The 21332-nt window shown below is 70.0% G+C and carries 19 protein-coding genes; 9 read left to right on the forward strand and 10 right to left on the reverse strand.

Going from position 1 to position 21332, the window contains the following annotated elements:
* Nucleotides 1-539: 539 nt before the first annotated feature.
* Nucleotides 540-959: a hypothetical protein gene (locus DMA15_RS00605; protein WP_125510698.1), complete on the forward strand. Its 420-nt coding sequence runs from the start codon at nt 540-542 to the stop codon at nt 957-959.
* A 176-nt stretch (nt 960-1135) separates the two neighbouring features.
* On the forward strand, nt 1136-1591 hold the full coding sequence (locus DMA15_RS00610) for an RICIN domain-containing protein (protein WP_125510699.1): 456 nt from the start codon (nt 1136-1138) through the stop codon (nt 1589-1591).
* Nucleotides 1592-1843: 252 nt separating this feature from the next.
* Here DMA15_RS00610 and DMA15_RS00615 read toward each other — a convergent pair whose 3' ends face one another.
* The gene (locus tag DMA15_RS00615) at nt 1844-2293 is read right to left on the reverse strand and encodes an SRPBCC family protein (protein ID WP_125510700.1); all 450 of its coding nucleotides are present in this window, start codon (nt 2291-2293) and stop codon (nt 1844-1846) included.
* A 293-nt stretch (nt 2294-2586) separates the two neighbouring features.
* Here DMA15_RS00615 and DMA15_RS00620 point away from each other — a divergent pair, with 293 nt between their 5' ends.
* On the forward strand, nt 2587-3942 hold the full coding sequence (locus tag DMA15_RS00620; RefSeq protein WP_125510701.1) for a 2,3-diphosphoglycerate synthetase: 1356 nt from the start codon (nt 2587-2589) through the stop codon (nt 3940-3942).
* Complete coding sequence (locus DMA15_RS00625; protein WP_125510702.1) at nt 3939-4856, forward strand: AAA family ATPase; 918 nt, start codon at nt 3939-3941, stop codon at nt 4854-4856. The genes DMA15_RS00620 and DMA15_RS00625 overlap by 4 nt, the downstream gene beginning before the upstream one ends.
* Nucleotides 4857-4946: 90 nt before the next feature.
* Here the strand turns inward: DMA15_RS00625 and DMA15_RS00630 are convergent, their stop codons facing one another.
* Nucleotides 4947-6185 carry an aromatic acid exporter family protein gene (locus DMA15_RS00630; protein ID WP_125510703.1) on the reverse strand — a complete coding sequence of 413 codons (1239 nt, stop codon included), beginning with the start codon at nt 6183-6185 and terminating at the stop codon, nt 4947-4949.
* Nucleotides 6186-6626: 441 nt separating this feature from the next.
* On the opposite strand from DMA15_RS00630, the gene DMA15_RS00635 reads away from it, so the two are divergent.
* Nucleotides 6627-7472: a hypothetical protein gene (locus DMA15_RS00635; protein WP_125510704.1), complete on the forward strand. Its 846-nt coding sequence runs from the start codon at nt 6627-6629 to the stop codon at nt 7470-7472.
* A gap of 77 nt (nt 7473-7549) precedes the next feature.
* Here the strand turns inward: DMA15_RS00635 and DMA15_RS00640 are convergent, their stop codons facing one another.
* From DMA15_RS00640 to DMA15_RS00660, 5 genes are all read right to left on the reverse strand, one after another.
* Nucleotides 7550-8206: a hypothetical protein gene (locus DMA15_RS00640; RefSeq protein WP_240659632.1), complete on the reverse strand. Its 657-nt coding sequence runs from the start codon at nt 8204-8206 to the stop codon at nt 7550-7552.
* Nucleotides 8207-8695: 489 nt separating this feature from the next.
* Nucleotides 8696-9640: a Gfo/Idh/MocA family oxidoreductase gene (locus DMA15_RS00645; protein WP_125510706.1), complete on the reverse strand. Its 945-nt coding sequence runs from the start codon at nt 9638-9640 to the stop codon at nt 8696-8698.
* A 65-nt stretch (nt 9641-9705) separates the two neighbouring features.
* Nucleotides 9706-10110 (reverse strand): VOC family protein, encoded by a 405-nt coding sequence (locus tag DMA15_RS00650; protein WP_125510707.1) that lies wholly within the window; start codon nt 10108-10110, stop codon nt 9706-9708.
* A gap of 105 nt (nt 10111-10215) precedes the next feature.
* Nucleotides 10216-11043 carry a VOC family protein gene (locus DMA15_RS00655; protein WP_125510708.1) on the reverse strand — a complete coding sequence of 276 codons (828 nt, stop codon included), beginning with the start codon at nt 11041-11043 and terminating at the stop codon, nt 10216-10218.
* Nucleotides 11044-11101: 58 nt separating this feature from the next.
* Nucleotides 11102-12634 carry an MFS transporter gene (locus tag DMA15_RS00660; protein ID WP_125510709.1) on the reverse strand — a complete coding sequence of 511 codons (1533 nt, stop codon included), beginning with the start codon at nt 12632-12634 and terminating at the stop codon, nt 11102-11104.
* Between the two features lie 61 nt (nt 12635-12695).
* Between DMA15_RS00660 and DMA15_RS00665 the strand changes: the two genes are divergently transcribed.
* The gene (locus DMA15_RS00665; RefSeq protein ID WP_125510710.1) at nt 12696-13661 is read left to right on the forward strand and encodes a WYL domain-containing protein; all 966 of its coding nucleotides are present in this window, start codon (nt 12696-12698) and stop codon (nt 13659-13661) included.
* Nucleotides 13662-13751: 90 nt separating this feature from the next.
* Here the strand turns inward: DMA15_RS00665 and DMA15_RS00670 are convergent, their stop codons facing one another.
* Both DMA15_RS00670 and DMA15_RS00675 read right to left on the reverse strand, forming a co-directional pair.
* Nucleotides 13752-14411 carry a fasciclin domain-containing protein gene (locus tag DMA15_RS00670; protein ID WP_125510711.1) on the reverse strand — a complete coding sequence of 220 codons (660 nt, stop codon included), beginning with the start codon at nt 14409-14411 and terminating at the stop codon, nt 13752-13754.
* Between the two features lie 143 nt (nt 14412-14554).
* Complete coding sequence (locus DMA15_RS00675) at nt 14555-16222, reverse strand: molybdopterin-dependent oxidoreductase (RefSeq protein WP_125510712.1); 1668 nt, start codon at nt 16220-16222, stop codon at nt 14555-14557.
* 234 nt (nt 16223-16456) lie between these two features.
* On the opposite strand from DMA15_RS00675, the gene sigK reads away from it, so the two are divergent.
* Both sigK and DMA15_RS00685 read left to right on the forward strand, forming a co-directional pair.
* Nucleotides 16457-17041 (forward strand): ECF RNA polymerase sigma factor SigK, encoded by a 585-nt coding sequence (gene sigK / locus DMA15_RS00680; protein WP_125510713.1) that lies wholly within the window; start codon nt 16457-16459, stop codon nt 17039-17041.
* Nucleotides 17038-17799, forward strand: coding sequence for an anti-sigma factor (locus tag DMA15_RS00685; RefSeq protein WP_125510714.1), 762 nt, complete (start codon nt 17038-17040; stop codon nt 17797-17799). Before sigK ends, DMA15_RS00685 begins: the two co-directional genes overlap by 4 nt.
* 61 nt (nt 17800-17860) lie before the next feature.
* Here the strand turns inward: DMA15_RS00685 and DMA15_RS00690 are convergent, their stop codons facing one another.
* Nucleotides 17861-19009, reverse strand: coding sequence for an amidase domain-containing protein (locus DMA15_RS00690; protein ID WP_125510715.1), 1149 nt, complete (start codon nt 19007-19009; stop codon nt 17861-17863).
* A 318-nt stretch (nt 19010-19327) separates the two neighbouring features.
* Between DMA15_RS00690 and DMA15_RS00695 the strand changes: the two genes are divergently transcribed.
* Nucleotides 19328-21316, forward strand: a complete 1989-nt coding sequence (locus tag DMA15_RS00695) for a transglycosylase domain-containing protein (RefSeq protein WP_240660144.1) — start codon at nt 19328-19330, stop codon at nt 21314-21316.
* Nucleotides 21317-21332 lie beyond the last annotated feature (16 nt).

The following is a 21332-nucleotide window of genomic DNA, read 5'->3' on the forward strand; positions in this document are numbered from 1 at the left end:
GTTCGTCGCCAGTCACTCTGCGCCGAGCCAGATAACTGACCCCCCATATAGCTGCGCAGAGCGCTACCAGCCAAAGACCTGCCGGCTTTCCGGCGACGGCCAGGGCCAGGCCAATGCCCGCTCCACAGGCAAGGAGGAACGTGGCGATCATAAAGAGCCGGGAAGTCGCCTGCTTTCTCCTGAAGTAATCGTCCTGCATGTCGATAGCGCCTCCACTTGATGAAGTTCACGGCCCGGCCCTCAGGTGCTGGCTACCCGACGGCGGAGTTGACGGCTTCAGAAGCTACTTGCCCTGCTGCCCCACGATCCGGAGAACCACACAGCCTGGCCGCCGACGGCGGAGGCTCCAGCCGTCGGGATCTAGCCGCCCAGCACGATGCTTTCGCATACGTACCGAAACCGGCGCCCACCACGAAACTGGTGCGGCGTTCCAGCGTCCCCGATCGCCCGATCTCCCTGGCGTACGGGATGGAGCACCCTCAAGACTCTGGGCGTTTTCCGATCCCTGAACGGAGAAACGCATCATGCGGTTATCACCGGTGCCACGAACGAGCACCACGTCCCGATCCGGCCCGCGCGGCTCATGGTGGGCGGCGGTCCTGACCACGCTGCTCGCCGTCGGCCTGCTCGTCGGCGTCGTGCCCGGGTCCCCCACTCCCGTGACGGCCGCGCCCGACCGCGCGACCCACACCTTCTCCTCCGCCTTCGAGAACGCCCGGACCGGGTGGCTCATGAGCGTGACGAACGACGGCCGTGTGATCAGCCGCAGCGACCGGTTCGACGACCGGCAGCGGTTCCGCATGGGCACCGTCGAGGGGCACTGGTACCTCTTCAATTACGGGGACATCCCGCCCGGCGCCGCCGCCCGCGGCGCCCCTCGCGGGCCGGTCGGCGAGGCCCCGGGGCCGCCCCGGTCTCAACCCGTGGCTGCCGCTGCAGGTCCTGTTGCTGCCGTGTGACTCGAAGTACGCTCAGTGGCATCCCGAGTCCCCCGAGGAGTCGGACGGCACGCTGATCTGGCGCAACTCCGCCCGCCCGGAGCTGTGTCTGACCGGTACGCCGATGCTGGAACGCGTCCTGGCCCTCCCGTGCGACGGCAGCCAGGCCCAGCGGTGGTGGGGACAACTCCCGCACCGTGGAGGAGAAGACCTGGGAGCCCGGGGAGAGCCGAACCCGGCTGCGCGCGTCGAACGGCCTCTACCTCTCCGCCCGTGGCGGGGGCAAGAGCGACGAGACCGAGCTGACCACCTACAGCCACGGGAACATTTCGCGCTGGGACATCCAGTACGCCGGTCCCGGTGACAACATCGCGCGGATCAAGGGAATCGTCAGCGGCAAATGCGTCGACGTCCTGGACAGCGACGATTCCGGCATCGGCACCACTGCCGTACTGGGCGACCGCGGTACCGGCAACAGCAAGAACGACGGTACGGGCCGCCGCTGGCTGGCGGAGACCTACGTTGACGGCTCCATCCGCCTTCGCAACGAGGCCAACCACCTGTGCCTCGTGGCGCCGCTGAGGGAGACGGAGGACGTGACGGTCGACGAATGCGGCACCGACGCGCGTCAGCGCTGGGCGATCGCACCGTGACGCCTTAGCGGTGAAGGCGTCGTAGGGGCGAAGGTGTCGTAGCCGCGGCAACGACAGGGCCCGGCTGTGGTCGGGTGGCGCTTCACGGCCAGGTGACCCGCGACCCGACCACCTCCGCCTCGCTGCCGACCGGCAGACCCCGGCCCTGGTGGGCCGTGCGTTCCGCTGATTCGGGACAAGAGAACCACGCTCGCGGCCAGTTGCTCAGCGCCGCGGGGCTTGTAGTGGAGCAGGGGTGCCGGGCCCGGCCGCTCAGTCGAAAGTGCTGGCCAGGTAGGCGTTGCGCATTCTGATGAGGCGGGGCATGTACCGGCTCAGGAGGAGTCGGTCGACGATGCGTCCGACGCGCCCCAGCGGTGAGGCGAAGTCGACGACGTCTCTCATGATGGTGCCCCCGGCACCGTCCGGCTCGAAGTGGTGGGCGTGACGCCATCGCTTGAAGGGTCCGGACTCCTGCTCGTCCACGAAGCATCGGGGCCGGTCGTAGCCGGTGATGCGGGCCTTGAGCCGCCAGGTCAGGCCGAGATGGCGAGCTTGGAAGGTCACCGTGTCACCGAGGGCCAGCTCTCCCCGAGTCTTGCCGCCGACTGCGCGCTCCGACGACTCGCCCATGGAGCGGGTATGCGCCTCCACGTCCAGACATACCGCGAACACCCGGTCCGGGGGCGCGGCGACGGCTGTCACCACCTCGAAATGCGGCACAAGCTCACCCTAGACGCTGGGTGTTCCGGGCCCTTGTCCGGGTCGGGCGCAGGTCTCACCTCAGGCTCGACGGTCCGGAAAACGACCTCGAAAGTATGAATGCCGGACAGTCGGCCAACCCATGCGTCTACTGGTGGCATCCGCGGTGTCGGGTCAGTCGTTCGTCTTGGCTGTGTGTGCGGCTTCGTCGCTGGAAACGAGTCGCCCGGCGATGTCCGGGGGCGGGCAGCAGGGCCCTGGGCGTTCGTATCCGATCCCGCCGGTCCGTTGGTCGATCTCGATCGAGGAGCCTCGTGGCGACTGTTCCCACATCCATCGTCCTGGTCGACGGTGAGCACTATCCGCCGGTGACCGCGCGGGCGATCGCGCGCATGCGCGAGGCCGGGGAACACGTCGTCCTGGCACTGCTGGTGGGCGGCGGGGAGAAACTGGGCACCCGCGCCCTGGACCTGGGGGTGCCGGTCCGCACGGCGCACGACCCGGAACGCGCGCTGGCCGCGGCCATCGTCGAGACGGGCGCCACGCGGGTACTGGACCTGTCGGACGAGCCGGTCCTGCACAACACCCGCCGCTTTCGCATGGCTTCGATCGCGGTGTGGCGCGAGGCCTCGTATGTCGGTCCCGACTTTGTGTTCACCCCACCGCACCGGCCCCCGATGTGCGGCGCCGCCTCGGTGGCGGTGATCGGGATGGGCAAGCGCACCGGCAAGACCGCGGTCTCCGGCGCCGCCGCCCGCGCCTATCGACACGCGGGGTTGGCCCCGGTGATCGTGGCGATGGGCCGAGGCGGTCCCGCCGAACCCCAAGCCGTGGCGGCCGACGCCGGTTTGACGCCCGAGACCCTGCTCGAGTGGGCCGACCGGGGCCGGCACGCCGCAAGCGACCACATCGAGGACGCCCTGACGACGGGCGTGCCCACCGTGGGGACCTGGCGGGCCGGAGGCGGCCTGGCCGGCGCCCCGTTCCACACCGACTACGACCGTGCCCTCGAAAAGGCCGTCGGTCTCGATCCGGAAGTGCTGGTGCTGGAGTCCAGCGGGGCGTCCATCCCCCCGGCCGCCGCCGACGCGACGATCCTGGTGGTGGACGTCCACATCGACCCGGTCGACCTCCACGGCTACTTCGGTCTCTACCGCCTGTTGCTGGCCGATCTGGTGGTCTTGACCATGTGCGAGGGCGACGAGGGCCGTAGACGCGCGGAAGCGATCGAGGCGGCCATCGCCGAACACTGCGTCACCCGCCCCGAGATCGTCCGCGCCGTCCTGCGCCCGCACCCCCTGGCCGATGTCGCCGGCAAACGGCTGTGGCTGGCCACCACCGCGCCGCGGCAAGCGGGCCCCACGCTCGCCGCGCACCTCGAACACGTTCACGGCGCGCACGTCCTGGGCATCAGCCACGCCCTGGGCGACCGTCGGCAACTTGCCCACGATCTCGGGGAACACGCACCGGAGACCGACGTCCTGGCCGTCGAACTGAAGGCGGCCGGCGTGGATGTCGTCACCCGCTTCGGAGCCGAACACGGCATCGAGACGGTCTACGTCGACAACCGTCCCCTCACCCTCGACGGCGACACCCTCGACCCCCACCTGCTGTCCGTGGCCCACCTGGCCCGCCGACGACACGCGACCGCGGGAGAAGAACACGGATGAACGCCACCACGCCGGGCATCGAGATCCACACCGGCTCTCAACGTCTGCCCTTCTCCGAGGGGCTGCTCGCCTCCTCGTTCATGACCGCCGGAGTACTCCCCGGCGAGGCGTTCGCCGCCGCCCGACGCGTGCACGAGCGGCTGACCGCACAAGCGCGCCCCCTCGTTGCGACCCGCACACTGCGCGATCTGGCATGCGCGGTCCTGAGCGAGATCGACGAACAGCACGCGCGTCGCTACCGGCGGTGGCAGCGCGTCGACAACCTCCAGGCACCGCTGATCGTCCTGCTGGGCGGCGTCACCGGTGTGGGCAAGTCCACCATCGCGACCCAACTGGCCGTACGGTTGCGCATGACCCGGGTCATCTCCACCGACACCGTCCGCGAAGTCCTGCGCGCCGCGGTTCCACAGGATCTGCTTCCCGCTCTGCACACCTCCAGCTTCCACGTCGTACCCTCGCCCTGCCCCACCCCCGAAGAACCGGCCGAGGCCCTGATCACCTCCTTCCGGGAACAGGTCCAGGCCGTCTCCGTGGGCGCCCGGGCCGTCATCGCCCGTGCCGTCGAGGAACGGACGTCGATCATCGTCGAGGGCTCCCACGTGGTCCCCGGCCACCTGGCGCACTGGGCCCGTCAGTTCCCCCAGACCCTCCTGCTGCCCGTCGTCCTGACGGTGTCCGACGCCGACACTCACAGGAACCACTTCCTGCGCAGAGGCCGTGAAACCGGATCCCGCGTCGGAGAGCGCTACCTTCGCGAGTTCGACAACATCCGCCTCATCCAGGCCTGGCTGTGCGACCAGGCCGTCGACCACGGCGTCACCGTCATCGAGGTCACCGAGAGCGAATCCGTCCTCCAGGACATCGTCGCCCACATCGCCGACACCGCGTCGGCCACGGCGCCCGCCAAGGGCTGAACGGCACCGGCCTCTCCCCTGTCCAGCGCTACTTGGGCCAGTCCTCGGCGACGGTGGCCGAGCGCAGAGCCGGAATACAGCGGCGGGGTCTCACGTCTCCACGGCCGGCTGCCGCTCCGTGCCGCCATCGCCGCGCAGTCGGCGGCGCAGCGCCGCGAGCCGCGGGTGGCGTTCGTTGAGCTCCGCCGCGCGGCGGTCCAGCTCCTGCATGAGGCGCTCGGTGCGCTTGTCGAGGTCCAGCTCGTCGAGGATCCGGTCGATCTCGGCGAGCAGCGCGCCGTGCAGCTGCCACTGCCTGGGGTGCTCCCGCACGTCTTCCAGCAGCATCTCGGCGACCCGGTCGCGAGTGGCCCGGCTCGCGGCCAGGGCGTCGGTCAGCCGCTCCTCGGCCTGCTCCGCGTTGGCGGCCACCTGGGTGGTGATCAGCCGGGCGAAGCTCTCGATGGCCTCGGCCACCTGCTCGAACAGCTGCTGAAGGCCGGCCGACACGTCCGGCGGGAACAGCGGTTCGTCCGTACGGAACTTCGCCAGGTCGGTCAGACTTCGCGTCAGCACTCGCAGCACCACCGCGCAGATCTCCAGGGTGTCCAGCCCCGTCCGGAGCACCACCCGGGACAGCAGCCCCTGCCGTACGCGCGGATTCATCCGCAGGCTCTCCTCCGCCTGCCGCAGCGAGGCGTCGACCTCCACGATGTCGTGGTCCAGCCGCCGCGCCTCGTGCAGCCTGGCGGCCGCGTGCGGGAAGGGGAGGTTGCCCCCGGCGATCTCCGCGCCCATGGTGCGGAACATCCGGCCCATCCCGCGCGCCAGCCCGTCGATGGACATCCCCGCGGACTGCGTCCACACAGGGGGCGCGAACAGCAGGTTGAACAGCAGGCCCACCCCGGCGCCGATCAGCGTCTCCAGGACCCGGTGCCAGGCCGCCGAGGTGGCCTGGGAGACACCCAGGACCAGCATCGCGCTGATCGCCACCTCGGGCACGAACTCGTTCACCCGTACGAAACGGCCGATGATCAGCGAGGTGAAGATCGTCAGACCCAGGCTCCACCAGGTCAGCCCGACCAGGGCGGTGAAGCCAATGGCGATGAGGACGCCGACGATGACGGAGTTCACGCGCCGGATACCGGTGGTCAGGGTCGCGTACAGGGTGACCTGGACGACCAGGAGCGCGGTGAGCGGGGCCGTCAGGGGGGCGGGTTGCGCGGGCAGGACCAGCAAGGCGGCGCTGAAGGAGATCACGGCCGCGGCCGTGGAACGCAGGGTCTGCGCCGCGACGGGCTCGGTGGTCCGCCGCACCAGTTTGATCACGGGTGCTGATACGTCCGGCATGACATTCACGTTCCCGATCATGAGCCTCTCACCACACTTCAGCACGAGAGCCCCCCAAACGCCGTTTCGTACCGCCCGTCACGTGCGCCCCCGGCAGCCGCTCCCCCGGCGTCTGCCGCTCGACTTCGTCCACGGACAGGCAGGACCCGCCGAGCCCCAAGCCGAGACCGCGCTCGGCGTGGCCTTGGTGTCTGATCACCTGTCACAGACTGGCCCGCCCTCGGACCCTCCTCGGGTGCCCGGTGAGGACGGCGTCCACGTGCGGAATCCGTGCCGGCAGCGGCCACCATCTTGTTCGCAGGCCACTACCACACCCTCCGCGCATACCAACGCCGCTCCGCACAGGGGCAGTTGGCCGCATGGGGACCCAATGGGAGTTTGGCGTTGGGGACTGAGGCCTAGGTTGTAAGGTCATGCCGGAGCGGAGGCGGGAGGGGCGCTGTGGGACGTAAACGGATAGGGATCGTCTCCGCTATCGACGAGGGCAACGACTCGGCACTCCGGTACTTGATCTTGCATCTCAATACTTTGCAGAGCGGTTTCGAGTTCGAGTTCCTGTCCCCCGACCCGACGGACCTCCTCATTCTGATGCTCACGCGAGGCGAGCCCCTCGACCGTGAGGTCGTACGAGCGGAGTGTGAGGCATTCCGGCAGGGCATGCGGCGCCGCTTCAGCACGCTGTCGGGCGTCTTCCAGACCAAGGAGGAGGAGCCGCCCGATCGCCTGGTGGTGCTGACGAAGGCGACGCTGGCCGACAACTTCTATTCGTTGCGGCACAACGGTGTCTCGATCATCGCCCTCGGCAACTGGCAGAGGTGGATGGCCCCGCCGTCGATCCTGGAGTTCGTGCTGACGCTCACGGTGCGAGAAGCGGTCGCCGCTGTCTCCCCTCGCTTGCGCGGCTCAGTACACCTGGGAACGAAGGGCTGCGTGGGTGATGTCACTCCTGTATTGAGCGACGTCCGTCAGAAGGTGATGTCGTCGTATCTCTGCGGCTATTGCAGAAGCGCCCTGGAGGAAGACGGGGTCTCGAATTTGATCCCGGACGTGGAAGTGATGCTGTCCAAGTCATGGCTCGGAACGGCTGATGACTCCTCGTCGCCGGCCGGGGTGGTGTCCGCGCTTGGCCATGACCTGTTCATCGTAAAAGGCCTGGAACCGACTGCGTGGGAGCATGTGCGCAGCACGTTGCGACAGGACGGCACGCAACAGCTCCTGACCTTGTTCCAGACGACTCTTGCGGCAGTGCTGATAGCCGGCTTGATCGTTGCTCTCGGGCTGAAGTAGGCGACGGACACACCGCCATCCCCCCGATCAAAGGTGATCAGCGATTACCTCTGGGAGCGGGGCCCGGCGAAGCCGGATCAGGCGCGCAGGGTGACGCCGAAACGGGTCCTCATCCGTCGCAGTTCCCACAGCGAGACGGCTGTCACCGACAGCGGTCCGCCCAGCATGGAGCAGAACTGCACGGCGGGCGGGCCCCCCGGCATGCCGCCGCCGATCAGGTTGAAGACCGCGAACACCCACACCAGCGCCATGGTCAGGACCGGCGGCAGCAGCGGGTGGACCTGGGCGCTGTTGAAGGCGCTGCGGGCCGAGTACAGCGACGCCATGAAGAAGAAGGGAAAACCCCACACGATCACGATGATCGCGGCGACGCCCAGTACGTACTCCCACCAACTCCTCCCGTCGTTGACGTCAATGGCCTGCGCCGTGAGGGTGAGGATGCCGCTGATGACGACCAACGTCAGCACGTACCAGCCGACCGCCTTGAGCGGAGCGCGCAGCCGGGAGCGCAGATGCGGCCGCAGGTGCGAGGGCGCGTAATAGATGAATCCGACGATGACCAGGGGTCCGGCGATGAGCAGCACCAAGGGGGCGACGATGAGGTTGGCGACGCCGCTCCACGCCGCGTCCTCCAAGCGGTTCCGGTCCACGTTGTAGGCGAGGATCAGGGCGATGGTGGCTGCGGCACCCAGCACCGTGCGGGCCAGCTGGACGCGGTCCACGGCCCGGTCCACTATTCGGCTCTCCCCCTCCTGCGCGAAAAGCCGGGTGGCGACGCGATGCGCCGAGCGCAGGATCGCGGAGACGAACCCGAAGAGCGAGAAGTACGACAGGCAGCCGCGCGAACGCCGGGCGGCAGGCCTCGTGGGCTGGGGGGCGTAGGGGTACGGAGCCTGGTTCGGGTTCCGGTTCAGGTTCGGATACGGGCCCGGATTCGGTGGTGGCGGACCGTACGAGCCGCCCGGCGGTGATCCGTGAGGAGCGCCCCAGCCGCCCTGGCCTCCCGGTCCGTTGCCGCCAGACTGACCCGGGCCGTTGTCCGGCCCCCATCCCCCCGTAGCCATGCCGTTCCCCGTTCGACTTTCGGCCAGTTGCCGCGTGTCCTGTGACGCCACGCACGGCGCAGTGTAGTGGCACACCGGGTGACAGAGGTCGCGCGCGTTGCCGGTCGCGGCGCCCCGCTGCTCGCGCGCTCAGGGTGGCGCGGCAGCAGGGCCGGGCGGTCACGCGGCGGGGTTGACCTGCTCGTTGATTCGGCAGGTCAGGTCCAGCGCGGCCAGGGCGCTCGCCGGGCTGATCTCGTTGGTGGCCTCACCGCGCAGCACAGCCAGTACGTGGTCGATCATCGCCGTGTACTGGTCGGCGGCGGCCAGCTTCACCTCGTGGGCGCCCTCCTCGGTGTAGGCGGTGAGAGTGCCGGTCGGTTTGCCGTCGTAGCCCATGGCCGAGGTCCACTCAAGGACGCCGTGGGTGAAGGCGGCGGTGTAGCCGCTGCGGGCGCCCCACGGCTTGGGCCGCAGCGAGGAGAGCGAGCTGCGGGCGATCGCGCCGTCGAAGGCGAGGGTGGCCTCGACCGCGCCGGCGTCCGCGTCGCGCCCCACCGCGGTGACGTGCACCTGGTCCGGTGTGCCGAGGGCGCGGGTGATCAGGTCCAGGTCGCTGTGCATGGCCTCCATCGGCAGCTGCTTCAGCCCGAGCGAGGCGCCCGGCCACAGCAGAGCGACCGCGTTCCAGCAGGCCAGTTCCTGGAGTCGGCCGTAGGTACCGTCGCGTACGGCGTCGGTGAGGGCCTGGTTGGCAGGGATGAACCGCTCGAACATGTCCACGAACACGTGCTGGTCGCTCGACTCGGCGGCCGCCACGATCCTGCGGCCCTCCTCCAGGGAACCGGCCATGGGCAGTTCGGTCAGAACGTGCTTGCCGGCCTCCAGGGCGCGCAGCACCATCGGTGCGTGCAGCGGGATGGGCAGACAGACATCGACCAAGTCGAAGGAGGGGTCGGTGAAGGCCGCGTCCAGGTCCGTGCCGGCGGCGAACCCGAACTGTCCGGCCACCCCTGCGGTCTTGTCCGCGTCGCGGCCGAACATCACCACCTCTACGTCGTCACGGGCGGCGTAGACGGCGGCGTGCGCCTGGCCGAAGTTGGTTCCCAACAGGGCTATCTTCATGAGGGTTTGGTTCCTTTCCATGGGTGGTCAGGTAGGGCTCCTGTGGTCAGCAGGGACTCCTGTGGTCAGGAGGGCTGGGTCTGGCTGATGCACAGCGGCTGGCCGCAGGGGTCCAGCAGAACGGTCCAGTGATCGCCGCCGGGCTGGAAGTCGGGCTTGCTCGCCCCGAGTTCCAGCAGCCGCTGCTCCGCGGCGACCACATCGGGGAAGGCCAGATCCATGTGGAAGGGCAGGTCCTGCTGGGGCCAGGCGGGTGCGGTGAAGGAGCTGGACGTCCAGAAGACGTACATCGCGTCGCCGACGGTGACGGGGAAGGCGACCTCGTTGCCGTGTTCGTCGGGGTAGGGCTCGCCGACCTCGCTGCCCAGCGCGGCGGCGTAGAACTCGGCGAGCCGACGCCCGTCATCAGCCCAGATCGCGTACGAGATCACCGAGCCCTTGAGGGCATCAGCGGAGTGGGAGGTGCTCATGGTGGAGGTTTCCTTTCCTCGGTGGCGCGGCTGCTCGGGTGCGGGCCGCGGGCTTGGTGGGGGGGAGGGTGGCGGTGGGCGGGGCAGCGTCCGGGTGTCGCTCCATCACGGCGTCCGCGTACGCACGGGCGGGGAGAACAGCCCGAAGCGGGTGCCGCGCGGATCGAGTACGCGGGAGAAGACCAGCCCCTCGGGGTCGGTCGCGGGGCCGTACTCGACCCGGGCACCCGCCTGTTCCGCGGCCGTACTGATGGTCACGGCGTCGGAGACCAGGAAGCACGGCATGACGTAGTCGACGCCCTCGGGGCTTTCGCTGTAGTCCCGCAGTCCGCCGACGGGCCCCTGGGCGCCGGTGAAGACGTCGAAGTACGGGGTGCCGTCAGCCGACTCGCCCCTCTCGAACCGCCAGCCGAACGCCGCCGCGTAGAAGTCCCTCGTGGCCTGCGCGTCGGTGGTGCCGATCTCGAACCGGGCCATCGCACCGGGCTGCGGCGCGGCCACGGCCTGCTCCATGTGTCCCTCGGTCGCCCGGGCCCGCTCGGCGAGCTTCGCCGACTCGCCGCGGGAGAACAGGGACAGGGCGTTGCCGCGCGGGTCGGCCAGCCGGGCGAAGACCGTCACCTCGCCGACCGCCGTCGCCGGCACCAGAACCTGCGCGCCGAGTGCGGTGAGCTTGTCGACATCGGCGTGGACGTCGGCGGAGAGGATGGAGAGGTTGAGGCTCTCGCCGCCGGTGTCGCCCTGCTGGATCGCGCCCATCGGCCAGGGGGCGCCCGGGGCGATGATGCGGGTGTAGGCGCGGCCGTCGACCGAGGAGTCCAGGTCGACTTCGAAGTTCCAGCCGAGCAGCGGGCCGTAGAAGTCGGTGGCGGCCTTCGGATCGGTGGTGCAGATCTCGAACCAGACCACTTGGCCGGGAGACATGAGACTCATGGCGGTGATGCCTTTCGTAGGTGTTTCGCAGGGGCAAGGCAAAGCAAGGCAAGGCGTGTCAGCCGACGGGGGCCGCCTCGGCCTCCTGCTCCGGCACCGGCTCCCACTCTCGCTCCGGAGCGGCCTCGTCGCTCGCCGGTCGCTTGGTGCCGACCGTCCTCGGCAGGGCGAACAGGACGGCGGACGCGGCGAGGAAGGCCGCGGCCACGTACCACAGGGAGCCGGCGAAGGCGTGCGGCATCTGGTGCGCCTGCGTGGTGGGGCTGCCGGGTCCGAGCCGGTCGAAGAAGACGACCGAGGACAAGGCCACACCGACTGCCTGGCCGAGCTGCATCGTGGTGTTGGTCAGGCCGGAGGCCGAGCCGGCATGCTCGTGGGGGACCTCGGAGAGGATCGCGTCGGTCAGCGGGGCGATGATCATCCCCATGCCCAGGCCCATCGGGATCAGCGGCATCATCGTCTGCCACAGCGCGATGCCGGTGCCGTAGTGGCCGGCCAGGCAGACGAACGACACCATGCCCGCGGCGGCCAGCAATCCTCCGGCCTGAAGTACGCGGCGGCCGAAGCGCGGCACCAGCACCTGCATCGACAGTCCGGCGCCGGCCATCATCGCCGCCGACAGCGGCATCCCCGACAGCCCGGCCCTCAGCGGCGAGAAGCCAAGCCCCAGCTGCAGGTAGAGCGTCCAGGCCAGGAAGAACACGCCCGAGGCCAGACCGAACAGCAGCTGCACTCCCTGCCCGCCGGCGAAGCTGCGCCGGGAGAACAGCGACAGCACCACCAGCGGCGATCCGCCGCGCCGCGCCAGCCGCCGTTCCCAGGCCACGAACGCGGCCAGGAGGGGCACGGAGGCGGCCATCGATCCGTACGTCCACGCAGGCCAGCCCAGCTCACGGCCCTGCGTGAGCGGCAGGACCAGCGCCAGCAGACCGGCCGTGGCCAGCACCACGCCCACCAGGTCCAGACGCGCCGCCCGCTCGGCCCTCGACTCGCGGATCAGCAGGGCCCCGGCGATCAGCCCGGCGACGCCCAGCGGCAGGTTGACCAGGAAGACCGGCCGCCAGCCGAGCCCGAACAGGTCGCCCTCGACCAGCAGCGCGCCGACCAGAGGCCCGGCGAGCGTGCCCAGGGCCATGACCGAACCGTAGATCCCGAAGACCTTGCCCCGCTCCTGCTCGGGGAAGGTGACGTGGATGATCGACAGCACCTGCGGCACCATCAACGCGGCCATCGCGCCCTGCGCGACCCGCCCGGCCAGCAGCGTCTCCGGGTTGCCTGCCACACCGCACACCAGCGAGGTGAGCGTGAAGCCGACGACACCCAGCAGGAAGATCCTCTTGCGGCCGAACAGGTCGCCGAGCCGACCGCCGGTGATCAGCCCGAGCGCGAACGCCAGCGCATATCCGCCGGTGATCCACTGGACCTGCGCCGTGGACGCGCCGGTCTCGGCCTGGATGTCGGGCAGAGCGATGTGGACCACGGTGACGTCGACCGCGTCCATGAAGGAGGCGACGAGTACGACGACCAGCGCCGCCCACCTACGCGGATCCGCCGCGTTCGTGCGGTTTCGGGAGGGTTCGTTCTCGGACATGTCTTCACGTTAGGACGCTTTTAGGACACCTCACGTCCTTAAAGAGCGGCATTCTGGAAATATGACGACCGACCTTCCCGCCCGGATGCTCCGGCTGCTCTCCCTGCTGCAGACGCGCCGCGAGTGGTCCGGCACCGAACTCTCCGAGCGGCTCGGCGTCACCGGCCGCACCGTCCGCCGCGACATCGACCGCCTGCGCGAGCTGGGCTACCCCGTCGAGGGCACCACGGGCCACGCCGGTGGCTACCGGCTGGCCTCCGGCACCGCCATGCCGCCCCTCATCCTCGACGACGACGAGGCCACCGCCACCGCCGTCGCCCTGCGCACCGCCGCCGGTCACCTCACCGGCATGGAAGAGACCACCCTGCGCGCCCTCGCCAAACTCGAACAGGTCCTCCCCGCCAGGCTGCGCACGCAGGTGGCCGCAGTGCACCAGACCACGGCCACCATCGGCTGGGAGACCCGCACGGTGCGCATCGACGCCAAGCTGCTGGCCGCCCTCGCCGCCGCCTGCCGCGACCACGAATCCGTCACCTTCGACTACACCACCCGGCACGGCACCTCGGCCTCGCGCCGCGTCGAACCCCACCACCTCGTCGCCTCCGGTGGCCTGTGGTACCTCCTGGCCCACGACACCGGCCGAGACGACTGGCGCATCTACCGCCTCGACCGCATCGGCCACCTCACCCCCAACCGCAGCCACTTCGCGCCCCGTGCGGTACCGGGCGACGACCCCGCGGCGTACGTCGCCGGGAAGATCGCCGCCGCGCCCACCCGCTACCGCGCCGTCGCCACCGTCCAGGCCCCCGCCGACACCGTCCGCCGCCGCACCTGGGCCCTGGCCGACCGCGTCCAGCCCCTCGACGCGGACACCTGCGCCGTCGACTGTTCCGGCGACCGCCTGCCCGGCATCGCCCAGATCCTCGCCGCCCTCGACAGCGACTACACCCTCGATGCCGACCCGCAGGTCACCGCCTATCTCCGGCAGGCGGCCGAACGGCTTCACCAGGCGGCTTCACCCCGATGAGCCGGTCGGCGAAGCGCCGACCGGGCCGCGCCGTTGGAGCACGCTGACGTGGGGCCGCCCCAAAGGGTCGGCCCCACGTCACTACCGGTGTCACATCTTCGGCATGAGGACGGTGTCGATGATGTGGACGTTGGCGTTGGCGGTCTCGACGTTGCCGCAGACCACCTTGGCGGAGTCGTTGACCTTGTACGACTCACCGGATCCGGCCGTCGTCAGCTCGGACTTCTCCAGCGTGGCGAACGAGCCGCTCTCCAGGTCCTTGGGCGCCAGCTTCTGGCCCACCACGTGGTAGGTCAGGATCTTGGTGAGCTGGGCCTTGTCGCTGAGGACCTTGTCCAGGTCGGCCTTGGGGATCTTCGCGAACGCCTCGTTGGTCGGCGCGAACACGGTGATGTCCTTGGCGTTGTTCAGGGTGTCGACCAAACCCGCCTTCTTGACCGCGGTCACGAGCGTGGACAGGTCCGGGTTGTTGGAGGCGGCCGTGGCGACCGGGTCCTTGGCCATGCCGTCGAAGGAGCCGGCGCCGTCGTCGGGCACGGAGGAGCACGCGGAGCCGAACGGCCCGTCGGCGCTGTCCCTGTCGCTCGCGGCGCTGTCGGTGGCCTTCTCGGAGGCGGCGGACGACTTGGTGTCCGAGGACGCCTCGTCCTTGCCGTCGTCGCTCGAACAGGCGGTCAGGGCGAGCGGCAGCATCGCCGCCGCGGCGAGAACGAGGGCTCCACGGCGGGTACGGCGGGTGGTGGCGTTCATTTCTGCTCCTTGATCATTCATGCGGATGACTTGCGCATGGGTTCAGGTGGTGGTTCGTGCGGCTGATACCGCGCGGGGCGGCGGCAGCTGATCCCGCGAGGCGCGGCGACAGCTGATCCCGCGGGGCGCGGCGGTGGCCTGGGTCAGTCCACGGTGACCACCACCGAATGCCAGCCGCTGGCCCCGTCGGGGACGGTGCCGGTGCGCTTCCGCGTCTGCGTCTCGCCCGTGCGGTCCGTGGCCCGGACGGTCAGGGTGTGGCCGCCGGACGTCGCTTTCCAGGGGAAGGACCACTGGCGCCAGGTGTCCCTGGTGTCCTCGGCTGCCAGGTCGGCCTGCTGCCAGGGACCGTCGTCGACACGGAGCTCGACCCGGTCGATCCCCCGGTGCTGGGCCCAGGCCACCCCGGCGACCATCACCGTGCCGGTCGTGGGGCGTGCGAAGGACTTGGGGGTGTCGATACGGGACTGGGTCTTGATCGGCGCCTTGCGGGCCCAGTCCCGCTTCACCCAGTAGGGGTCGTAGTCGTCGAACGTGGTCAGCTCGATGTCCTGGATCCACTTGCAGGCGGACACGAACCCGTACAGGCCGGGGACGACCATGCGTACGGGGAAGCCGTGCGCGAAGGGTAGTGGCTCGCCGTTCATGCCGAGGGCGAGCATCGCGTCACGGCCGTCCATGACGTCCTCGACCGGGGTTCCGATGGTCATCCCGTCCACGGACCGCGCGACCAGCTGGTCCGCGGGCCCGCCCTTGGACGGCGGCTTCACACCGCACTGCGCCAGGAGGTCGGCCAGGCGTACGCCGATCCACCGGGCGTTGCCCACATACGGTCCGCCCACCTCGTTCGAGACGCAGGCCAGCGTGATGTTCCGCTCGATCAGCGGCATGCGCAGCAGCTCCGCGAAGGAGACGGTCGTCTCGCGGGTGACGCCCTTGCCGTGGATCCGCAACCTCCATGAGGTCGCGTCGACCCTGGGCACCACCAGCGCGGTGTCGACCCGGTAGAAGTCCTGATTGGGCGTCATGAACGGGCTGACGTCCTTGATGCGGAGCGCGGCGCCCTTGGGGACGGGTGCGGCGGCCGAGGCCGGGGCGGGCAGCGTGACCTGGTTGCGGGAGGCGATGGCGTTCTGGCCGCGCGCACCGTTCAGGGAGCGGCCCAAGAGGCCGATCCCCGTGGACGCGGCCGCCGCGGCCGTCGCGGCGACGATGAACCCTCGCCGGTCCCAGCCCGGGCGCTCGTGGTCGTGAGCCGGGTTTGCGACCGGAGCAAGCCTGATGCCCTCCTCGGTCACGGGCTCCTCGGTCATGGGCTCCTCGGCAGGTTCCGGGTGCCTGCGTGCCCGCAGGCGCCCGGCCAGCCAGTAGAGGAGACCCGCTCCCACCACGGCCCCGACCACCGAGGGCAGCGCGTCCATGACGCTCGTGGAGTCGGGACGGTTCGTCGCGGCGACGCCCCCGACCACGCCGAACAAGAGGACTCCTGCCGAGCCGATACTCCGGTACCGGGCCGCCAGCGCTCCGAGGACGAGCGCGAGCAGGGTGAGGACGGCGAGGATGCCCAGTTGCAGGACGAGCTTGTCGTCCGTCCCGAACTCGCGGATCGCCCAGTCCTTCACCGGGGTCGGCGTGCGGTCGATCGCGGCTCCGCCCACCGCGATGACGGGGCTGGACTCGGGTCGTACGGCGGCGGACACCAGCTCGGCCGTCGCCAGCGCGGAGTAACCCGCCAGCAGGCCGCTCAACGCGCCCAGCCCGGCAAGCCGCCACACTCCGGGGCGCCTTGAGGTCTTCGCTTCTTCGCTCACACCCGGTCATCCGGAGCGGGGGCCGGGTGCGGATTGGTCCTCCCCCCATTTGAGGGAGAAATTCTTTCCGACCAATCCAAACGGGTCGCGGCTACGAATACTCCGTCCGCCTCTCGCGTTCGGATCTCGCCACCGTTCAACCAATCCTTTTCGCCCTCGGTGACGAATCATGGGCGGCACTCCCATTTTCCACCGTGCGGACATGGCACGTAGCGAGTCGGTAATGATGTCGACATGAGGCGAACGGTGTTCATCGGCGGCAACCCTGACGACAAACCTGACCTGATCGCATTGATGAAACAGATCGTCGACGGCGACGAGCAGGCCTTCGGTCAGCTGTACGAATCAGTGGCCGGCCCCGTCTTCGGAATCGCGCGGGCCGTTGTGCGCGACGTGGCGCAGTCCGAGGAAGTGACGCAAGAGGTGCTGGTGGAGGTGTGGCGTCATGCCGCCGACTACCGGCCGGAACGGGGATCAGTGATGAACTGGGTACTCACGCTGGCACATCGCAGAGCGGTGGACCGCGTCCGCTCGGTCGTGGCCTCCGCCGCGCGCGAGGAGCGGGCAGCCCGGCGCGCACAGCTGCCCGAGTTCGACGTGACCGAGGCGGAGGTGGAAGCCCGCCAGGAACGCGAGGACGTGGTGCGTTGCCTGAAGACCCTCACGGAACTCCAGCGCGAGTCGATCATCCTCGCCTACTACCAGGGACTGACCTACCGCCAAGTGGCCGAGCGCCTGTCGGCGTCGCTCGGCACGGTGAAGACCCGCATGCGGGACGGGCTCATCCGGCTCCGTGACTGCTTGGGGGTGGCGACATGAGCGCGAGCGACCCGCACACCTTCGCCGGTGCCTACGCCCTCGACGCCCTCGACGACGACGAGCGCGATACGTTCGAGGCGCATCTGGCCACGTGCGCGGAGTGCCGTCAGGAGGTGGCGGAGTTCGTGTCCACGGCGGGACGGCTGGCGCTCGCCGTCGGCAGCGCACCGCCTCCCGCTCTCAAGCACTCCGTCCTTCGGCAGATCTCCCGCGTCCGCCAGGAACCGCCGCGCGTCGTGCGGGAGTCGACCGTCGTGCAAGCGCCGCAGGGATCACCGCAGGGTTCGCTCTGGCTGCGTCGGCTGGCTCTGGCCGCCTGCCTGGTCGCCGCGTCCCTGGGCGGCGTGGCGACCTGGCAGCACCAGGAAGCGCGGCAGGCCCGCGAGCAGGCACACCGGGCAGAGGCCAGTGCCGATCAAGTGGCCGAGGTTCTGGCCGCCGGTGACGCGCGGACACACACCGCGTCCCTGCCCGGCGGCGCCCGCGGCGTCGTGGTGACCTCGGCGAGCCAGAACCGTGCGGTCTTCTCCGTGTCCGGCCTCGACGCACCGCCTGAGGGCAAGGTCTACGAGCTGTGGTTCAACGACGACGGCACGATGCGTCCCGCGGGGCTCCTCGACCGGGACCAGAGCACCCAGATCACCCTCATGGACGGGACGATCGACCAGGCCGACGGGATGGGCATCACCATCGAACCCTCAGGGGGTTCCAAGACGCCCACACTGCCACCCGTCGGCCTGATCGAGTTTCCCGCGTGACAGCCGCGCACGAGTCCGGTCAGCTCCCGGCCGTCCATGCCTGTGCGGGCTACCGGTTCCGTCAGGTGCGGTACGCGAAGTACCGCGCGTTGGGCGAGGACGCGAGGATGCTCGCCAGCGACCTTCGGACCGTGTCCGTGGAGTGGTAGGTGAGGTACGGCATGCCCCGCCTGTCGCGGTACGTCACCAGCATGGTGTGGTCCTTCGAGCCGTTCTTGTCGAAGTCCACCTGCAGGACGTCACCGACGTCCAGCTTGTAGACGCTCGACAGGTTCGGGGCCCGCCGGTTGGACAGCGTGAACCACGCCCATTCGTTCACGCCGACCCAGGAGGTGCTCTGGCTCGCGCGCTCGTACCACCAGTTCCGGTAGTCGAGAGCGGAGCCCGGGACGGGCTTCCAGCCGCCCGCCTTCAGCGCCTGGCTGACGAAGTTGGTGCAGTCGCCGCCGGCTCCGTTGAACTTCCGGTACGCCGGGTTGTAGTTGCTCCAGTACCTCTCCGCGTACCGCGCCATGGCGGAGTAGTCGTAGGCGCCGCCCGTCTTGCCCGAGGGCATCGGCGTGGTGGGGTACTTGGTGGACGCCGGAGTGCCGTCGGGGTACTGGTTGCCGTCGTCCTTGACGGTGTTCACCCCGGCCGCCGACGGCTCGTCGACCGCCGCGGGACCGTTGTCCCGCGAGGTGATGCCGGTCAGCTTCCAGCCGCCGTCCTTCGTGCCGGCGAGCTTCAGCTCCTGCCGAGTGGAGAACGCGGTGGTGGCCGGTTCGTCCCCGCGCACCTTCTTGTACGTGAGCGTCGACGACGAGGTGACCTGGACGGTCGCCGTGTGGCCGGTGATCGTGGCGCGCTCCACGACGACGCGGGTGTCCGCCTTCGTGTAGGCCTCGCCGAGCTTCGCCAGGCGCGACTTGCGGGCGCCCAGCGACCGCAGCGCGGCGTCCTCGTCCTTCTTCAGCCGGCCGGACATGCGCGTCTTGGGAGCGCCGGCACCGGAGTCGCCGCGTCCCGCGTGATCCTCCACCAGGGCCTGGGTGCGCCGGGAAAGGACGTCATCGGCGATGCGGGCGAAGGCGGCGACCGTCTCGCGGTCGGCCTTGCGGGGACCGCTGTCGACGGCGTCCGCGTGCGCGGGGGGCGCGAGCAGGGAGCCGGAGGCCACGGCCGCGGTCAGGCTCGCGACGGCGGCGGGTCTGTATCTCTTGGGTATCACTGTGTTTCCTCTCGTGCACGTGATCACCCCGACTGGGGCACGGAATCTTCGCACAACTCCGTGCCCTCACCGTGCCGTTCGTTCGCCGCGGGACCCGAAGGCCGCCGGGCCGGGACGCCAGAGCCCCGGCGGCCGCGCCCCGGCTACCTCTAGGGTGTGCGGCATAGCGCAGCAGAGGAGGCATGCGGGGTGGGTGGGCGCAGGATAACCGCAGGTGGGGGTAGCGGGGGACGGCGGGCGGCACCGGGACGCCGACGCGCGGCGACCGGTCGGCGCAGGAAGCCCGGACAGTCGCGCGGGGGACGGTCGGACAGCGGCATACCCGGTGTCCTCGCCGGGGCGCGCAGGCAACTGCGGCGGCTGCGTCCCGCGTACCCCCGGCCGGGCCGCAGCGGATGGCGGCGGTGGATACCGTCCTGGCGTCAGTGGCTGGGCGCCTTCCTGTACGTGCTTCTCGGTTTGACCGGCTCTGTCGCGATCGCGTACGCCGCCACGGACATACCGGATGACCTCAACTCTTTCGCCACGCAACAGGACAACGTCTACTACTGGTCCGACGGCACCGTCATGGCCCGCACCGGCTGGGTCATCCGGCAGGAGATACCGCTGGACAAGGTGCCGCCGAAGGTCCGAGGGGCCGTCCTCGCGGCCGAGAACGCGAGCTTCTACTCGGATGCCGGGATCTCGCCGACCGGTTTCCTGCGTGCCGCGACCGCGGCGGTCACCGGCGGGGAGACGCAGGGCGGATCGACCATCACCCAGCAGTACGTGAAGAACGTCTACCTCAGCCAGGACCGCACGTTCTCCCGGAAGTTCACCGAAGCCCTGCTCGCCGTGAAGCTGGACAACCACACGAGCAAGGACAAGATCTTCCAGGACTACCTGAACACGAGCTGGTTCGGCCGCGGCACCTACGGCATCCAGCGCGCCTCGCACGCGTACTACGGCAAGGACGTCTCGCGGCTCAACCCCAGCGAGGGCGCCTTCCTGGCCTCTCTCCTCAAGGGCGCCGGACTGTACGACCCGGCCCTCGGCAAGGAGAATCGCGCGCGGGCCGTCGAGCGGTGGAACTGGATCCTGGACCGCATGGTCGAGACCGGCCATCTCACGCGGGCCGAGCGCGCCACGTACAAGAAGTTCCCGGAGCCCACGAAGCCGGGGTCCGGCGGCACCATCCCCGGCGCGCAGACCGGCTACCTGGTGGAGCTGGCGAAGCGGCACGCGATCAAGGCCGGGCACATCACGACGGCCGACTACGACCTCGGCGGCTACCAGATCCGCACGACCTTCGACCGGAAGCGCACGAAGGCCCTGACCGCAGCCGTCCGGAAGGCCGACAAGGACTTCGACGCCGAGCGCCGGCCCGACACGGACAAGCACGCCAGGATCGGCGCGGCGAGCGTCGGCCCGGACGGCCGCCTGCTCGCCGTGTACGGGGGCCACGACTTCCTGAAGCAGGGGTTCAACCAGTCGAACGCGACGACCATCCCGGCCGGTTCGGTCTTCACCCCCTTCGTCTACGCCGCCGCGCTCGAGGACGGTGTGCAGCGCACCCGTGAGGGGGGCCGCACACCCGTCTCCCCCGCCAGCGTCTACGACGGCGACGACCGGATCGCCGTACGGACGCCGGAGGGGCCGTACTGGGACCGCAGCGGCAAGGTGGTGAAGGGGCGCAACGAGGGCGGCCGGGACTGGGGCGAGGTGACCTTGCGGCAGGCCGTCGCCGACTCCGTCAACACGCCCATGCTCCAGCTCGGTCTCGATGTCGGCCTCGACCGGGTGGAGAAGTACGCCTTGCGGGCGGGCCTGCTCGAATCGAGCCTCGGGGAGCGGATCCCCACGTTCGCGCTCGGGGAGAACTCGACGCCCAGCGCCATCCGCATGGCCGGCGCGTACCAGACCTTCGCCGCCGACGGCATGCACACCGACCCCTACTCGGTGCGCTCGGTCACGCGGGCCGGGGACGCGGTGCCGCTCGACGGGCCGAAACCCGTCCGGGCGGTGTCGGAGAAGACCGCCCGGACGGTCACGGACGCCCTGCGGACCACCATGACCGAGGGGTCGGCCAAGGCGGCGGTCGGGGCGCACGCCGGTGCCGTGGGCAAGACGGGGACGACCACCGCGAACACGGCGGGCTGGTTCGTGGGAGGCACCGAGGACGAGACCACGGCCGTGGTGGTCTACCGCATGTCGCTCAAGGACCTGGTGCCGCTGCCGCTGAAGGGGCTGGGCGGTGACGCCCCCGGAACGCTCGGCAGCGAGCGGGCGGTGGGGCTGTGGGCCGACTACATCAAGGCGGTCGATTAGGCGTGGGCCGGGCGGG

The sequence above is a fragment of the Streptomyces sp. WAC 01529 genome (assembly GCF_003945545.1).
Classification (GTDB): Bacteria; Actinomycetota; Actinomycetes; order Streptomycetales; family Streptomycetaceae; genus Streptomyces; species Streptomyces anatolicus.